General features: G+C 31.3%; 18 protein-coding genes. 11 read left to right on the forward strand and 7 right to left on the reverse strand.

The features are described 5' to 3' along the window. Positions 1-6 precede the first annotated feature (6 nt). Genes JEY78_RS03715 through JEY78_RS03725 form a run of 3 tightly spaced genes read right to left on the reverse strand, consistent with a single transcriptional unit; the run spans position 7 to position 2,129 of the window. Positions 7-717 (reverse strand): hypothetical protein, encoded by a 711-nt coding sequence (locus tag JEY78_RS03715; RefSeq protein WP_291846843.1) that lies wholly within the window; start codon positions 715-717, stop codon positions 7-9. Further along, positions 718-1,548: a dihydropteroate synthase gene (folP, locus tag JEY78_RS03720; RefSeq protein WP_291846844.1), complete on the reverse strand. Its 831-nt coding sequence runs from the start codon at positions 1,546-1,548 to the stop codon at positions 718-720. It lies immediately after the preceding gene. Continuing rightward, complete coding sequence (locus tag JEY78_RS03725) at positions 1,548-2,129, reverse strand: TIGR00730 family Rossman fold protein (RefSeq protein WP_291846845.1); 582 nt, start codon at positions 2,127-2,129, stop codon at positions 1,548-1,550. Before JEY78_RS03725 ends, folP begins: the two co-directional genes overlap by 1 nt. 65 nt (positions 2,130-2,194) lie before the next feature. Between JEY78_RS03725 and JEY78_RS03730 the strand changes: the two genes are divergently transcribed. The 8 genes from JEY78_RS03730 (at position 2,195) to JEY78_RS03765 (ending at position 8,480) form a co-directional block, all read left to right on the forward strand. Next, positions 2,195-2,734, forward strand: coding sequence for a DUF1599 domain-containing protein (locus JEY78_RS03730; RefSeq protein ID WP_291846846.1), 540 nt, complete (start codon positions 2,195-2,197; stop codon positions 2,732-2,734). A gap of 3 nt (positions 2,735-2,737) precedes the next feature. Further along, positions 2,738-3,703, forward strand: coding sequence for a DoxX family protein (locus JEY78_RS03735; RefSeq protein WP_291846848.1), 966 nt, complete (start codon positions 2,738-2,740; stop codon positions 3,701-3,703). Positions 3,704-3,730: 27 nt separating this feature from the next. After that, positions 3,731-4,102, forward strand: coding sequence for a fluoride efflux transporter CrcB (gene crcB, locus JEY78_RS03740; protein ID WP_291846850.1), 372 nt, complete (start codon positions 3,731-3,733; stop codon positions 4,100-4,102). 210 nt (positions 4,103-4,312) lie between these two features. After that, on the forward strand, positions 4,313-4,651 hold the full coding sequence (locus JEY78_RS03745; RefSeq protein ID WP_291846851.1) for a P-II family nitrogen regulator: 339 nt from the start codon (positions 4,313-4,315) through the stop codon (positions 4,649-4,651). Between the two features lie 38 nt (positions 4,652-4,689). Further along, positions 4,690-5,889, forward strand: coding sequence for an ammonium transporter (locus tag JEY78_RS03750; protein WP_291846852.1), 1,200 nt, complete (start codon positions 4,690-4,692; stop codon positions 5,887-5,889). Positions 5,890-5,946: 57 nt separating this feature from the next. Then, entirely contained in the window at positions 5,947-6,657 is a 711-nt protein-coding gene (locus JEY78_RS03755) for a TorF family putative porin (RefSeq protein ID WP_291846853.1), read from the forward strand. A 224-nt stretch (positions 6,658-6,881) separates the two neighbouring features. Next, entirely contained in the window at positions 6,882-7,220 is a 339-nt protein-coding gene (locus JEY78_RS03760) for a P-II family nitrogen regulator (protein ID WP_291846854.1), read from the forward strand. Between the two features lie 18 nt (positions 7,221-7,238). After that, on the forward strand, positions 7,239-8,480 hold the full coding sequence (locus tag JEY78_RS03765; protein WP_291846855.1) for an ammonium transporter: 1,242 nt from the start codon (positions 7,239-7,241) through the stop codon (positions 8,478-8,480). Between the two features lie 159 nt (positions 8,481-8,639). Here the strand turns inward: JEY78_RS03765 and JEY78_RS03770 are convergent, their stop codons facing one another. After that, positions 8,640-9,254 carry a DUF1684 domain-containing protein gene (locus JEY78_RS03770; RefSeq protein ID WP_291846857.1) on the reverse strand — a complete coding sequence of 205 codons (615 nt, stop codon included), beginning with the start codon at positions 9,252-9,254 and terminating at the stop codon, positions 8,640-8,642. A 244-nt stretch (positions 9,255-9,498) separates the two neighbouring features. Between JEY78_RS03770 and JEY78_RS03775 the strand changes: the two genes are divergently transcribed. Continuing rightward, the gene (locus JEY78_RS03775) at positions 9,499-10,725 is read left to right on the forward strand and encodes an MFS transporter (RefSeq protein ID WP_291846859.1); all 1,227 of its coding nucleotides are present in this window, start codon (positions 9,499-9,501) and stop codon (positions 10,723-10,725) included. A 14-nt stretch (positions 10,726-10,739) separates the two neighbouring features. Here the strand turns inward: JEY78_RS03775 and JEY78_RS03780 are convergent, their stop codons facing one another. From JEY78_RS03780 to JEY78_RS03790, 3 genes are read right to left on the reverse strand one after another with little or no spacing between them, the layout of a single operon-like run. Then, positions 10,740-11,312, reverse strand: a complete 573-nt coding sequence (locus tag JEY78_RS03780) for a peroxiredoxin (RefSeq protein WP_291846861.1) — start codon at positions 11,310-11,312, stop codon at positions 10,740-10,742. A gap of 49 nt (positions 11,313-11,361) precedes the next feature. Further along, a complete protein-coding gene (gene trpB, locus JEY78_RS03785; RefSeq protein ID WP_291846863.1) occupies positions 11,362-12,564 on the reverse strand; it encodes a tryptophan synthase subunit beta in 1,203 nt (400 codons plus the stop codon). 26 nt (positions 12,565-12,590) lie between these two features. Then, entirely contained in the window at positions 12,591-13,358 is a 768-nt protein-coding gene (locus tag JEY78_RS03790; RefSeq protein ID WP_291846865.1) for a DeoR/GlpR family DNA-binding transcription regulator, read from the reverse strand. 288 nt (positions 13,359-13,646) lie between these two features. Between JEY78_RS03790 and JEY78_RS03795 the strand changes: the two genes are divergently transcribed. Both JEY78_RS03795 and glpK read left to right on the forward strand, forming a co-directional pair. Beyond that, positions 13,647-15,203, forward strand: a complete 1,557-nt coding sequence (locus JEY78_RS03795) for a glycerol-3-phosphate dehydrogenase/oxidase (RefSeq protein ID WP_291846867.1) — start codon at positions 13,647-13,649, stop codon at positions 15,201-15,203. A 38-nt stretch (positions 15,204-15,241) separates the two neighbouring features. Next, the gene (glpK, locus tag JEY78_RS03800) at positions 15,242-16,738 is read left to right on the forward strand and encodes a glycerol kinase GlpK (protein WP_291846869.1); all 1,497 of its coding nucleotides are present in this window, start codon (positions 15,242-15,244) and stop codon (positions 16,736-16,738) included. Positions 16,739-16,744: the final 6 nt, after the last annotated feature.

Here is a 16,744-nt window from a genome sequence, read left to right on the forward strand (position 1 = left end):
AAATAGTTATTCGCAACCGCAATCTGGAACTTTTTTTGAATTAAAAACATATTCAAAATTATTGATTAAAATACTTGGAGACTTTATTGATTGAACCATAGTTTTATAAAATAAATATTTTTGATATGTTAAATCTTCATTAAAATTGAGATGAAGCATTGTTTGTTTTCCTTCAGAAGAGAAATCTATAAATTCAAGCAACGTATTTTTAAATTCATCTGTTTCTATTTTAGAATCGTTTATCCAAGTGTTATTTGAATTAAATGTAATATTAATGTTGTTATAATTTTTATAGGTGTCACTATTTAATTTAATTTCAAATTTAGATAATAAGCTATCCGTTTTAAAAATAACAGTATCAAATTCTAAAAAAGATAATTTTTTTGAAATAGTATCAGAATAACTAAAGTAATCATGCATTCCTTCTTCTGAATGTAATGAGTTTTTGTGTTTATCTTGTAATATTATAAGAGATGAAATTATTGCTTTTAATGGTAATCTTTTATCAATATTATAAATCCAATGTGTTGTGCTAATAGTGTTTTTTCTATTTAAAATGGCAATAGTATCATTTTCCTTTACATCAAAGAAAAACCAAACTTGTGAGTGATTAAATACTTCTTGAATTCCTTTTTCAGCCAAGGTTGGAATTTTAACTTCTTTTTTATTACAGCTTATAAGTAATAGAGTAAGAAATATAATTGTTATATGTTTCATTTAATTATTTTTTAATAATTCCGCAATCTTTATGGCTTCCATAGCTTCTTTTACATCGTGCACTCTTAAAATATTAACGCCTTTTGTTAGTGCTATGGTATTTGCAATAGTTGTTGCGTTTAAAGCTTCTTTTGCTGAAATTCCCAACGGTTTAAAAAGCATTGATTTTCTTGATAAACCAACCAAAGTTGGAGCTTCTAAATTCTTAAATAACTCCAAGTTAGCTAATAAATTGTAATTATGTTCTAAGGTTTTTCCGAAGCCGAAACCAACATCGGTAATTATATCGTTTACATCAAGTGAACGCAATTCTGTAAGTTTTTTGGAGAAATACAGTAAAACATCTTTTACAATAGCTACATACGTTGGGTTTTCTTGCATATTTTGAGGTGTTCCTTGCATATGCATCATAATATATGGTACTTGTAGTTTTCCAATAGTTGAAAACATATTTTTGTCCATACTTCCTGCTGAAATATCATTAATTATACTTGCGCCTTTTTGTATACATTGTTCGGCAATAGCGCTTCTAAAAGTATCTATAGAAATTAAAATATCCGGAAATTCACTGATTAATAATTCAACAACAGGTATAATTCTACTTAATTCTTCTTCTTCGGTAATATGTTTTGCGCCAGGACGTGAGGAATATGCGCCAATATCAATAAAAGTTGCGCCTTCGCTTAGCATTTTTTCAACTTGTGAAATAATGGAAGTGGTATTATTAAATTTTCCACCGTCAAAAAAAGAATCTGGCGTAATATTTAAAATACCCATCACTTTTGGTGAAGAAAGATTAATTAAATTTCCTTTACAATTTATACTTTTCATTAACTAACTACTTTATTAATTACTTTACTCATGTCTGGAGCTTGGTAGTTAAACATTTTGGTAATTAAATCGTCAACAGATTCACTAACAATCAGCATTTCTTTATTAGATTGTTTTAAATAACCTTCAGTTACCATGACATCTAATTGTTTAATAAGGTGATTAAAAAATCCGTTGGTATTTAAAATTCCTACTGGTTTTTTTTCAATACCTAATTGTCCTAGAGTTAGGGCTTCAAAAATTTCATCTAAGGTTCCAAATCCACCAGGCAATGCAATATATCCATCCACCAATTTGCTGATTTTTACTTTTCGTTTGCTCATTGTTTTAGTAACAATCATTTCAGTAATATTGGTATGCGCAACTTCTTCATGCCGCAATAACCCAGGAATAACACCAATAACTTCCCCTTTTTTTTCAATAATGGTATCGGCAATAACGCCCATCATTCCTATTTTCCCACCGCCATACACTAATCCAATGTTATTTTCAGCAAAATGAAGCCCTAATTTTATAGCATCATTCTTATATATTTCATTAAATCCTAAACTGGAACCACAAAAAACAGCAACTTTCTTCATAAATAGGGAATTGATTTTTTAATTCATTAAATTTGTTGGAAATTTACGGAAATAATTAAAGTTACATGCAACAAACTTCAAAACAATACGATGAGGTTATTGAAAAATGCCGCACCTTATATAGTAACAAGCTAAAAGATTATGGGAGTGCTTGGCGAATTTTAAGATTACCATCCTTAACCGATCAAATATTTATTAAAGCACAAAGAATTCGTCAGTTACAAGAAAATTCAACAAGGAAAGTGGATGAAGGTGAAGTTTCTGAATTTATCGGAATTATTAATTATTCTGTAATGGCTTTAATTCAGTTAGAAAGAGGTGTTGTTGAACAGCCAGATTTAGCGATGGATGAAGCTGTAAAGTTGTATGATAAGCACGTGAGTATTACCAAAAAATTAATGGAAGATAAAAATCACGATTATGGTGAAGCTTGGCGCGATATGCGCGTGAGTTCATTAACAGATTTAATTCTTCAAAAATTATTACGTGTAAAACAAATAGAAGATAATAAAGGAAAAACAATTGTTTCAGAAGGAATTGATGCCAATTATCAGGATATGATTAATTATGCTGTTTTTGCACTGATTCATTTAAAAGAAGATTAGAAAATGAAAGTATTAGTTCAAATTTGTAGGTTTTTTGTTGCGTTCACATTTATTTTTTCAGGATTTGTGAAATTGGTTGATCCGCTGGGTTCATCATATAAATTTCAGGAATATTTTGGAGTTGATGTTTTAAATCTGGAATTTTTAATTCCATATTCTTTACCATTTTCAATAGTATTAATTTTGGCTGAAATAATGTTAGGGGTTATGCTATTTGTTGGGTATTTACCAAAATTTACAGCTTGGAGTTTATTGCTTTTAATCACTGTATTTTTATTTTTAACTTGGTATTCCGCTTATTACAATAAGGTGACAGATTGTGGATGTTTTGGTGATGCTGTAAAATTATCTACTTGGGGAACTTTTTATAAAAATGTTGTTTTAATAGCTTTAATTTTAGTTTTGGTTTGGAAAGCAAAACTAATTACACCTATTATTAGTGTAACAATTGCTAAATGGTCTACGTTTCTTTCGTTTTTTACATTCTTATATATTACGTACTATGTATTGGTGCATTTACCAATTATAGATTTTAGACCGTATGCTATTGGTAAAAGTATTCCTGAAGGAATGGAGTTTGTTGGGCAAGAATTACCGCCAATTCATGATTTTTATTTGGAATCTAATGATGGTGAAAATTTAACTGATAAAGTGTTAACAGATAAAAATGTAATGTTGATTATTATGTATAATATTAGTAAAAGTGATAGAGACGGTTTTACTAATATTAAAACAGTTACAGATAAAGCTTTGCAAAATGGATTTTCAGTTTATGCACTTTCCGCATCTTTAAGTGATGAGTTTATTGATATTAAAGAAGAGTTTGAATTGAATTTTGATATGTTGTTTTGTGATGAAACAACGTTGAAAACTATTATTAGAGCAAATCCTGGAATTTTAACTTTACAAGAAGGTGTTGTAAAAGGTAAATGGAATTGGATTGATGCTGATAAAGTGAAATTCAAATAGCATCTAAGGTTTTTAACTTAAATATAAATGAAACAAGCTATTTTGGTTTTTATAGGAGGTGGGTTTGGAAGTGTTGCCAGATACTTTATAGGCAAGTATTTAAACACTTCAGGAAACTATATTCCTTATGGAACCTTTTTGGCAAATATATTGGGGAGCTTATTAATAGGAGTTATTTTAGGTTATTTATCCAAAACTTCTAATATGTCCCAAAGTCAATCATTATTATTAGCTTCAGGTTTTTGTGGAGGTTTTACAACTTTCTCCACGTTTGCTTACGAAAATCAACTTTTTATAAAAAATGGTGATTACTTCAATTTCTTAGTTTACACATTTATTTCCTTGCTAGTAGGTTTTTCAGCAGTTTTTGCTGGAATTTACATTTCAAAACTACTTTAAGGCCTATTTTTTAACTTCAAAACTTATTTATAGTTCTATTTTATTCGATTATATTCGATAAAATAGAACTATATTATTTTTATACCTATAAAAAAATAGGGTTAAAAATAAATAAAACACAAAAATAACATTGATACCCCTAAAAAATTAGGGGGTAAAAAAAATTAAATATATTTTTGCTTCGAAATCAATTATAAAAATCACTTTATTATGAAGAAAATTGAAGCAATTATTAGAAAATCAAAATTTGATGAAGTTAAAGAGGCTTTACATCTTATTGAGGTTAATTTTTTTAGTTACTGGGACGTAACTGGTGTTGGAAATGAAAAACAAGGTCATGTGTATAGAGGTGTTAGTTATAGCACGTCTGATATTCAGCGAAGGTTTTTATCAATTGTGGTTTCTGATCCATTTTTAGATAGAACAATGGATGTTTTGTTAAAAACGGCATATACAGGTGTGGTTGGAGATGGAAAAATATTTGTCTCGGATATTGAGGAGACATATAGAATAAGAACCAAAGAAAAAGGATCTGACGCCTTAAAATAATAAAAAATCAATTTTAAACTTTAAAAAAATTAAATATTATGGATACTAATGGAGTTTTAGACTTACTATGGATTTTGATAGCGGGTATTTTAGTGTTTTTTATGCAGGCGGGTTTTACGCTTGTTGAAACAGGATTTACAAGAGGTAAAAATGCGGGAAATATAATAATGAAAAACATTATGGACTTTTGTATTGGAAGTCTTGGTTTTTGGGCAATAGGATACACAATAATGTATGGAGATACTATTGGGTCGTTTGTTGGTAGTCCAAGTTTGTTTTTTAGTGACTCAGAAAATATGCATAACTTATTCTTTCAAACAGTTTTTGCGGCAACGGCAGCAACTATTGTTTCAGGAGCAATTGCAGAAAGAACAAAGTTTACAACATATCTTATCTTTTCAATGATTATGACGGTTTTTATCTATCCAATTTCAGGTCACTGGGTTTGGCAAGGTGAGGGTTGGTTAACAAACCTTGGATTTATTGATTTTGCAGGATCAACTGTTGTGCATTCTGTTGGTGGTTGGGCATCGTTAGTTGCGGCTTATTTAGTGGGGCCAAGAATTGGAAAGTATACTAATGGTAAGTCAAATGCAATACAAGGCCATAACTTATTAATTGGTGCTTTAGGTGTATTTATCTTGTGGTTTGGATGGTTTGGTTTTAATGGAGGGTCTCAGTTGGCCATCTCTGGAGATAACGCGAATGCTGTTGCTGGGATTATTATTACTACAAATTTGGCTGCAGCTGCAGCTGCAATATCAGCAATGTTTGTTTCTTGGGGACTGTATAAAAAGCCAGATATTTCAATGACATTAAACGGTGCTTTAGCTGGTTTGGTTGCAATAACTGCTGGTTGTGCTGCTGTAAGTCCAATGGGAGCTGCTATAATTGGTGTTTTAGCAGGGGCTTTAGTAGTGTTCTCTATTGAATTTATTGATAAAAAATTAAAAGTAGATGATCCAGTTGGTGCGGTTTCAGTGCACGGAGTTTGTGGTGCGTTTGGTACTTTACTAGTTGGTGTGTTTGCGGTAGATGGTGGATTGTTTTATGGTGGTGGATTTCATTTATTGGGAGTGCAAGCAACGGGTGTTATTGCAATTGGGACTTGGGCTATGACAACTGCTTTTGTAGTGTTATTTACCTTGAAGAAAGTAATTGGATTAAGAGTTTCTAAGGAAGAGGAAATAGATGGTTTAGATATTCATGAGCATAAAGCGAATGTTTACAACGATTAAATAAATTAAAATAACAATATTCAATCAATCAATTATTAATAATTAAAATTAAAAAGAATGAAAACAATTAAAAGTATAGTATTAGTTTTTGTGGCATTATTATCGATAACGGCAATAAATGCTCAAGAAGAATCAGGTTCTTCATTAGATTTAGGATTAGATGTGCAATCAAGATATATTTGGAGAGGTCTTCAATTTGGAGGGAGTAGCCCTAGTTTACAGCCTTATGTAGAGTTGTCAACAGGTAAATTTGCATTTGGTGCTTGGGGTGCTTATTCAACTGGTGGAGTTTCTGCAGGTCAGGAGGCAGATTTATACGCAACTTTTAATGCGACAGATAATTTCTCAATTACATTGACGGATTATTTCTTCCCTTCGGAAGGTGTTGCTATGGATTATTTAAAATATAATGGACATGTTTTAGAATTAATGTTAGGTTATACGGCTGGGGATTTTGGTTTTACCCTTGCTACTAATGTTGCTGGAAATGCGGATTTAGATTCAAACGGAGATCAGGCGTATTCTACGTATGCTGAAATTAGTTATGGAACTACCATTGGTTCCGCTGATTTTGGAATTTTTGCTGGTGCTGTTTTTATGGATGATGCGGGTTATTATCTTACTTCAGGTTCTGGTTTAATTAATTTAGGAATCAGTGCTTCAAAAGAAATCAAAATTTCAGATTCTTTTAGTTTACCTGTAAATGCAGCTCTAACTATTAATCCTGATGCTGAAAATGTTTATCTAACATTTGGGTTTTCACTATAATATTTTAATTGAGGTTTAGTTAAAAATCATCCTTAGGATTAATTCTTAAGGGTGATTTTATTTTATTGAATTTTTAATAAATAGCAATTATTTATAGTTAACTATAAAATAATAAGGGGTAAAAGTAATTATTTATTAAAAATAAAATTTACACCCTAAAAAAATTAGGGGTTAAAGAAAAAATAATATATTTTTGGCCGAATCAATTATAAAAAAGTACAATTATGAAGAAAATTGAAGCAATAATCAGGAAATCAAAATTTGTGGAAGTTAAAGATGCGTTACACCAAATTGAAGTGAATTTTTTCAGCTATTGGGATGTGACAGGAGTTGGTAATGAAAAAGAAGGACACGTATATAGAGGTGTTAGTTATAGTACTTCAGATATTCAAAGAAGATATTTATCAATCGTAGTTTCAGACCCATTTTTAGATAGAACTATTGATGTTTTGTTAAAAACAGCTTATACAGGTGCAGTTGGGGATGGGAAAATATTTGTTTCAGATATTATTGAAACGTATAGAATAAGAACAAAAGAAACTGGTTCAGAATCTTTAAAATAAAAATTTAGAAATTATATTATGGAAGAAACAATATTTACAATTAACAATGTATGGATGATGATTTGTACTGCATTAGTTTTTCTAATGCATTTAGGATTCTCATTGTTAGAAATTGGTTTAACGAGACAAAAGAACACTATTAATATCTTATTTAAAAATGTATTTATAATCTCTATAGGATTGGTGCTTTATGCATTAGTTGGGTTTAACTTAATGTACCCGGGGTCATTTATTGGGGGGGTAATTCCAGATTACTTTTTTGGTTTATTTGGATTAAATGAACCAGCAAATGGATTAACTATTGCTTATGCTGATGGTCATTATACGTATTGGACAGATTTCTTATTTCAAGGAATGTTTGCTGCAACTGCTGCAACAATAGTTTCTGGTGCGGTAGCGGAAAGAGTGAAATTGGGAGCATTTATGATTTTTACAATAATATATGTTGGAGTTGTGTATCCAATTGCAGGATCTTGGAAATGGGGAGCAGGTTGGTTAGATGAATTAGGTTTTTATGACTTTGCAGGGTCTACTTTGGTGCATTCAGTTGGTGGATGGGCAGCATTAGTTGCAGTATATTTATTAGGTGCAAGAATTGGAAAGTTCAAAAAAGATGGATCAATAGGTGTAATTCCTGGACATAATGTTCCTTTTGCAACTGCAGGAGTTTTAATTTTATGGTTAGGTTGGTTTGGATTTAATGGTGGTTCTGTTCTTTCTGCAGATCCAGGAGCAACTTCAAAAGTATTAGTTACAACTTGTATGGCAGCTGCAGCTGGTGGGTTATCTGCATTTTTAGTCTCATTATTTAAATATAAACAATATGATTTATCTATGTTTTTAAACGGAATTTTAGGTGGATTGGTTGGTATTACTGCAGGGGCCGACGTAATGAGTGTAACCGATTCTATTGTAATTGGATTTATTGCAGGTGCCTTAATTGTTTTAGGTGTTGCTTTGGTTGATAAAATGAAATTAGATGATCCTGTTGGTGCTATTGCAGTACATTTAATTAATGGTATTTGGGGAACTTTAGCTGTGGGAATCTTTGGGGATTTAGCTGGTTGGTCGCAATTTGGAACTCAATTATTAGGTGTTGTTGCTATTGGTGCATTTTGTGTAATTAGTTCTTTTGGAATTATTTATACCTTAAAGAAAACTGTTGGAATTAGAGTTTCTGCTGAAGAAGAACAAGAAGGGCTTGATATTCACGAGCATGGTATGGATGCATATCCAGACTTTCGTTTAAATCAGCATTAATATATTTCTTTTATAAATTTTAAAAGAGCTATCTAAAAAGTGGAAAAATGGTCAACCTGAACTTGTTTCAGGTTCTCATAGGGATTGATGCCCCGTAAGATGAGATTCTGAAACAAGTTCAGAATGACGTTTCCAAATACTTTTTAGAAAGCTCTTTTTTTAATGTTTTTTATAGGCTTTTACTCCGGCTGAAATGGGAATTGCTAATAAATTCTCTTTGGGAGGAATTGGACAAGAATATTTGTGATTGTAGGCGCAATAAGGGTTGTATGCTTTATTGAAATCTATTACTATAGTTTTTCTGCCGTCTTTTGGAATTTCTAAATCAATAAACCGTCCGCCGCCATAGCTGCTTTTTCCATTTGTGGCATCGTTAAAAGGTAAAAATAGATAATTCTCATATTCCAAAGAATTCATTAAATCTTGACTTTGATAAATATTTAATGTGTGTTTTTTACCCTCTAAAATAAAAGTTGCAATTCCATATTTTCTATATAATGGTAATCTATCTGTTGTGGTTTTTAATTCAAAAATGGGCGTATTTGGTGTTAATTCAAACTCAGCTATCACTTTATATTTTTCATTAATTTCAAAAAAATCTAACGATTTAAATGATTTGAAATCTTCCTCTGTTAAAGGAGATTTAGATTTATCTGCATATTCAGTATTTAGCTCATATTGAAATAGTTTTATTTCATCAGTATAAGAAGTATTTTGCGATGAGCATTGAGTAATTGCTAGTGAAATTATGAATATAAATACTATGTTTTTCATAAAAAAATAATTAGAAATCAAAAGTACTAAATAATAATTTTATTTGAGCAAAGATATCGATTGGAAATAATTTTGTATGTTTGAACTTTAAAATAAGAAAAATGAAATATTGTAAGCAAAACATAGTAGTAAATAAGTGGTTTTTAAATAACTATCTTGCTGTGTATGCGTTGTGATTATATATAATAAATAATATCAATTCAATTTAAACCCAGCTAAAAGCTGGGTTTTTTAGTTTAATATAATGGTAAAAAGTACAATAAGGAGTTATCAAGATTCTTTTAAAGGATTGTCAAGTGAGGTTTGGTATTTGGCTTTAATTACATTTGTAAATAGAGCAGGCACCATGGTTTTACCATTTTTGTCGTTGTATTTAACTTCGGATTTAAACTTTTCTTTAACGCAAGTAGGTTGGGTTATGAGTAGTTTTGGAGTAGGATCTTTACTGGGCTCTTGGATTGGGGGTAAGCTAACTGATAAAATTGGTTTTTATTCTGTAATGTTTTGGAGTTTATTTACTACCGGTTTTTTGTTTATTATGCTTCAATTTATTACAACTTTTGAAGGATTTTTGATTGGAATTTTTTTAACAATGACTGTTGCAGATATGTTTCGTCCTGCAATGTTTGTTTCTTTAAAAGCTTATAGTAAGCCAGAAAACAGAACCAGATCTTTAACTTTAATAAGGTTAGCAATTAATTTAGGATTTTCATTTGGGCCATTTTTAGGTGGAATTATAATTGCTGGAATTGGGTATGCTGGATTGTTTTGGGTGGATGGGGTTACTTGTATTTTAGCTATTTTTATTATGAAAATAGTTTTGAAGAAAAAAGCAATTAAAAAGTCTTTAAGTAAAGATTTGGCATTAGAAACTAGTTCAAAATCCATATATCAAGATAAACCATTTTGGATTTTTTTAATGGTAGTTTTCCTAATGGGTTTCATGTTTTTACAGTTGTTTACAACATTGCCATTATTTTATAGAGAAGTACATAGTTTAACGGAAGTACAAATTGGTTTAATTATGGCGCTAAACGGATTTTTAATCTTTTTATTTGAAATGCCTTTAATTCATTATATAGAAAAAACGCTGTTTGATAGAATGAGAATTATTACGTGGAGTTTAGCTTTATTTGCGCTAAGTTTTGTTGTTTTGAATACCTTTAATTGGGTAAGTATTCTAATTTTGGGCATGATTTTTATTACCGTTGGTGAAATGTTGGCATTTCCGTTTACAAATAATTTTGCGATGAGTAGAGCTCCCGAAGGAAAAGAGGGGCGATATTTAGCGTTATATTCTATGGCGTTTTCATTTGCGCATATTTTTAGTGCAAAAACAGGTATGGAAGTTATTAATCAGTTTGGTTATGCAGCAAATTGGTACTTAATGGGTATTTTAGGAATCATTGCAATAATTTTAATGTTTTGGTTGCGAAGAAAAATTTATGAAGAAAAAAATCCACTTATTTAAGTGGATTTTTAAGGTTATTTTGAAATTTGTTTTTTAATGATTTCTTTAACAATTTCGCTATCATCAGAAGCATTCACCGATGCGTTTTTGTAAATTATTTTTCGTTCTTTATTAAGGATAAAGGTCCAGCGAGGTGTTGTAATTCCTCTTACTAATAAAAAGTTTTCACCATTAAATTCTTTGTTAATAGTTCCGCCTTCAGTAGTTGGAACTCCAAATAGTTTTGAAATAGTTCCTTTGGAATCAGATAAAAGAGGAAAATTTAATTGGTATGATTCTTTAAAATGCTTTAAACCTTCAACTTCATCACCGCTAACTCCTATTATAGATACATCCATTTTATCAAAGGAATCCTTATTATCTCTGTAAGCGCATGCTTGTTTTGTGCAACCTCCTGTCATAGCCGCTGGGTAAAAATAAACTACCAAAAAATCTGATTTTACATTGGATGATTTCCAAGTTTTTCCAGAATCATCTAAGCTTGAAAATGGTGCTATTTTATCGCCAATATTTTTATCATTAATGTTTTGTGCATAGTTAATAATAGTTCCAAAGAGCATTAATAATAAAATATATATTTTTCTCATTTTTTTTATTGAATTATAATAATGTTAAAATTCCTTAATATGGAATGAGTTACTCAGGTATCCCATAGTTTTCTACTACGTAGTCTAAATCTTTATCGCCTCTACCACTTAAATTCACTAAAATTGATTGTTTAGGGTTTTCTTTAGCTAATTTTAAAGCAAAAGCTACGGCGTGTGCGCTTTCTAGAGCCGGAATAATTCCTTCTAAACGGCTTAATTCAAAAAAGGCGTCAATACATTCTTTATCTGTAATACTGTTATAAGTTACTTTTTCTAAATCTTTCAACATACTATGTTCTGGTCCAACTCCTGGATAATCCATTCCACTTGCAATGGAATGAACGGGTGCGGGGTTTCCATTTTCATCTTGTAAAGTATAGCATTTAAAACCGTGAATAATACCAGGTTTTCCTAAAGTCATTGTTGCTGCATGTTCTCCTGTTTTGAGTGATTTTCCTCCAGGTTCAATTCCATAAAGTTTACATTCTTCATCTTCTAAAAAGGCTGAAAAAATTCCTATTGCATTACTTCCTCCTCCAACACAAGCAACAATGTTGTCTGGTAATTCACCTGTCATATTAAAAAATTGTTCTTTGGCTTCTATGCCAACAATGCGTTGGAAATCGCGAACAATCATTGGAAATGGGTGAGGTCCAACTACAGAACCAATACAGTAAATAGTATTTATGGGGTCTTTTAAATATGCTTCAAAGGCGCTGTCAACAGCTTCTTTTAAAGTTTTTAATCCGTGTGTAGCAGGAACTACAGTAGCTCCTAAAATTTTCATTCTAAGAACGTTGGGATATTCCTTTGCAATATCAACTTCTCCCATGTGAATTTCACATTCCAAACCAAAATATGCGGCAGCGGTTGCTAAAGCTACTCCATGTTGTCCTGCACCAGTTTCGGCAATTAATTTCTTTTTACCCATGTGTTTAGCTAGTAAAGCTTCCCCCATGCAGTGATTTAATTTGTGAGCACCAGTATGATTTAAGTCTTCCCTTTTTAAATAGATTTGTCCACCATATTTTTGAGATAAACGATGACAATGATATACTGGAGTTGGTCTGCCTTGAAAATGTTTTCGAATATCTCTTAGTTCAGATATGAATTTATGTGATTTGCTTATTGAGAAATAGGCATCATTTATTTTTTTCATTTCCTCTTCTAAATTTGGAGGTATAAATGCACCACCGTATTCATTAAAGAATCCTTCTTGGTTTGGGTATTTTTTAAAATAATTTTCAGACATATTTTTTCTTAATTTTAATATGGTTTTTATGCTATTGTAACATCTATTCCTAACTCAAAAAGTTTGGTTTTTGTTTTTTCGTCAATGCCGCTATCCGTAATTATTTGGTCAACTTCGTGAAGTCCACAAATTCTTCCAAATCCTTTTCTTCCAAATTTTGAAGAATCTGCCAAAACAATAATTTTATGAGCAGCTTTAATCATTTCTTTATTTAAAGATGCTTCCATGGAATTGGTTGTGGTAAGGCCATAATCTAAATCTATCCCGTCTACTCCTAGAAATAATTTGGTAAAAGTAAATTCAGCAAGCATTTTTTCGCTTATCGGCCCAATGACAGAAGAGGAGCTTCGTCTAACAATACCTCCTAATTGAATGACATCTATATTTGGATTTTCAGATAATATTAAAGCAGTGTTTAATGATGCTGTTAAAACTGTTAAGCCTTCAACAGGTTTTAAATGTCTAGCAAATTCAATAACAGAAGTTCCAGAAGCAATAATAATACTATCGTTTGGTTCTAAAATTAAGCCAGCCGCTATTGCAATTCTAATTTTTTCCTTAGTTTGAATTTTTTCTTTAACATTTACATGGTTTTCAGTTGTGTAAGGATCAGATGGAATTGCTCTTCCGTGAGAACGAAAGAGTAATTTTTTTTCTTCCAAAGCCTTTAAATCTTTTCTTATAGTTACTAAAGAAACATCAAACTCTTGACTTAAATCGGCTACTTCAACAAAGCCTTTTTCCTCCAGCTTTTTTAAAATTAGTTTATGTCGTTCGGCTATATTTAAAATCATAGGAAAGCTTTTTAGATTAACAAATATACGGTAATACTGAAATATTTCGAAATATTTCGAAAGAAATTTTAAGTGTTTTAGGTATTGGAATTGAAGTAATTTAATGTTTAGCTTTTAAAGGCGTTTAAGTTAGATTGAAAATGATTTAGGTTTTATAGAAATAATACGAAACACTGATATTTGTCATTAAATTGAAAAAAAAACTAAAAAAAACTTTCGAAAGCTTTCGAAAGTTTTTATATTTACTTCGTGAAAAGAAATAAACTATTGATTTAAATTATTTGAGATATGAAAAGAAGTGAGATGATTAATAAAATTAGTAAAAATTCAAAAGAATTTGATTTTATTATTATAGGTGGTGGAGCTACTGGAATTGGAATAGCTTTAGAAGCTTCAGCAAGAGGTTATTCGGTTGTATTGTTAGAGAAATCTGATTTTACAAAATCAACTTCTAGTAAAAGTACAAAACTTGTGCACGGAGGAGTTCGTTATTTGGCACAAGGAGATGTTGGGTTGGTTAGAGAGGCTGTAGTAGAAAGAGGTTTGTTAACTCAAAATGCCCCTCATTTGGTAAAAAACCAATCATTTATTATACCTACACATGGGTTGTTTGATGAGTTACAATATACTGTTGGTTTAACAATGTACGATTTGTTAGCAGGAAAATTAAGTTTAGGGAGATCTAAAAGAATTTCAAAAGCTAAAACTTTAAAGCGTATTTCAACAATTAATCCAGAAAAAATATCAGCGGGTGTTGTGTATCATGACGGTCAGTTTGATGATACTCGTTTAGCAATTAATACGCTACAAAGTGCAACAGAATTAGGTGCTGTTGTTATTAATTATTGTTCTGTAAATGGATTATTGAAAGATGATAAAGGATTAATTACAGGAGTTAAAGTGTTTGATGAAGAAGGAGGTAAACAATACGAAATAAAAGGAAAGCAAGTTGTGAATGCAACGGGTGTGTTTGCAGATGATGTTTTAATGATGGATTCTCCAAATGCTAAGAAAACAATAGCGCCAAGTCAAGGTGTTCATTTAGTGTTAGATAAATCTTTTTTACCGGATAATGATGCTATTATGATACCGAAAACTGATGACGGTAGAGTATTGTTTTTGGTGCCTTGGCACGGAAGAGTTGTTGTAGGAACAACAGATACCCCTATAAAAGAAGAATCTTTAGAGCCAATTGCTTTAGATGAAGAAATAGAGTTTATTTTAAATACCGCAGCCAGATATTTAACAAAAGCACCAAAGAGAAGTGATGTGTTAAGTGTTTTTGCAGGACTTAGACCTTTGGCAGCAACTCAAGAGGGAAAGAAAACGAAAGAGATTTCTAGAAGTCATAAAATATTTACATCAGCTTCAGGAATGTTGACAATGGTTGGTGGAAAATGGACAACTTTTAGAAAAATGGGTGAAGATTTAGTAGATAAATCTGAAAGTAAAAATGGTTGGACTAAAAAGCCTACAAAAACCAAGCATTTAAAAATTCATGGGTATAAAGAAAACCCAGATCACAATAATCCTTTGTATTTCTATGGTTCAGATGAGGCTCCAATTTTAGAGTTAGCAAAAATAAATGGAAATAATAAAGTAATTAGCAAAAGTCTTCAGGTAATAGAAGCTCAAGTGCTATGGGCTGTGGAGCACGAAATGTGTCGGACGGTTGAAGATTTTTTAGCAAGAAGAACAAGATGTCAATTATTAGATGCTCGAGAGAGTGTTAAAATGGCTCCAAGAGTTGCTAAAATAATGGCTGAAAAATTAGGTCAAGATGAAGCTTGGCAAGCAAAACAAGTTGAAGATTATATTAATGTAACAATGAATTACATTTTGTAATTACAGAATTAAAGATTAACCATAAAACCCAATATATAATGAAAAACAAATTAATTTTAGCCTTAGATCAAGGTACTACATCCTCTAGAGCGATATTGTTTAATCACAATGGAGAAATTGTTAGAACATCTCAAAAACCTTTTGAACAAATATTTCCAAAACCGGGATGGGTAGAGCATAATCCTAATGAAATTTGGTCATCACAAATATCTGTTGCTGCAGAAGTTGTTGCGCAAGAAGGAATTTCAGGTGAGGGAATTGCTGCAATTGGAATTACAAATCAGAGAGAAACTACAATAGTGTGGGATCGCGAAACTAGTGAGCCAGTATACAATGCTATTGTATGGCAAGATAGAAGAACGGCTAAATACTGTGATGAATTAAAAGCTGCTGGTCATATTGATATGATTAAAAAGAAAACCGGATTAGTTTTAGATGCTTATTTTTCTGCAACTAAATTAAAATGGATTCTTGATAATGTTGAAGGAGCAAGAGAAAAAGCTGAAGCAGGTAAATTATGCTTTGGTACTGTTGATACTTGGTTGGTTTGGAAACTAACAAGAGGTAATATGTTTATTACTGATGTTTCAAACGCAAGTAGAACAATGTTATTGAACATTCATACTTTAGAGTGGGATGAAGAATTATTAACATTGTTTAATATTCCAAAAGCAATTTTACCAACTGTAAAAGAAAGTAGTGAAATTTATGGAACAACTGCTACTACGTTATTTTCAACAAAAATTCCAATTGCGGGTATTGCTGGAGATCAACAAGCAGCATTATTTGGTCAAATGTGTACAAAACCAGGAATGGTAAAAAACACCTATGGAACAGGATGTTTCTTATTAATGAATACTGGTGAGAAAGCGGTGTATTCTAAAAATAATTTATTAACTACTATTGGTTGGAAAATTAACGGAAAAACTACCTATGCATTAGAAGGAAGTGTATTTGTTGGAGGTGCTGCAGTTCAGTGGTTAAGAGATGGAGCAAGAGTTATTAAAACAGCTCCGGGAGTTAATTCATTAGCTGAGACAGTTGAAGATAATGGAGGCGTTTATTTTGTACCTGCACTTACTGGTTTAGGAGCTCCTTATTGGGATCAATATGCTCGTGGTGTAATTATGGGTATTACTAGAGGAACAACAGATAATCATATTGCTCGTGCAACACTAGAAGGTATTGCTTTTCAAGTGTATGATATAGTAAAAGCAATGGAAGCTGATGCTGGTGAAAAAAGTATTGAGTTAAGAGTGGATGGAGGAGCAGCAGCGAGTAACTTATTAATGCAAATTCAATCAGATTTATTTGGATTTAAAATTATTCGTCCAAAAACTTTAGAAACAACTGCTTTAGGTGCTGCATATTTAGCAGGTTTGGCAGTAGGTTATTGGGATAGTGTTGATGACATTCAATCTCAATGGATAGTTGATAAAGAGTTTTACCCACAACTAGAAGCAGAGAAAGTTGAAAACATGTTGCATTACTGGCATAAAGCTGTAAAATGTGCACAAAACTGGATCGAAGAATAATAAACA

The organism is Lutibacter sp., from assembly GCF_016342705.1.
Lineage (GTDB): Bacteria > Bacteroidota > Bacteroidia > Flavobacteriales > Flavobacteriaceae > Lutibacter.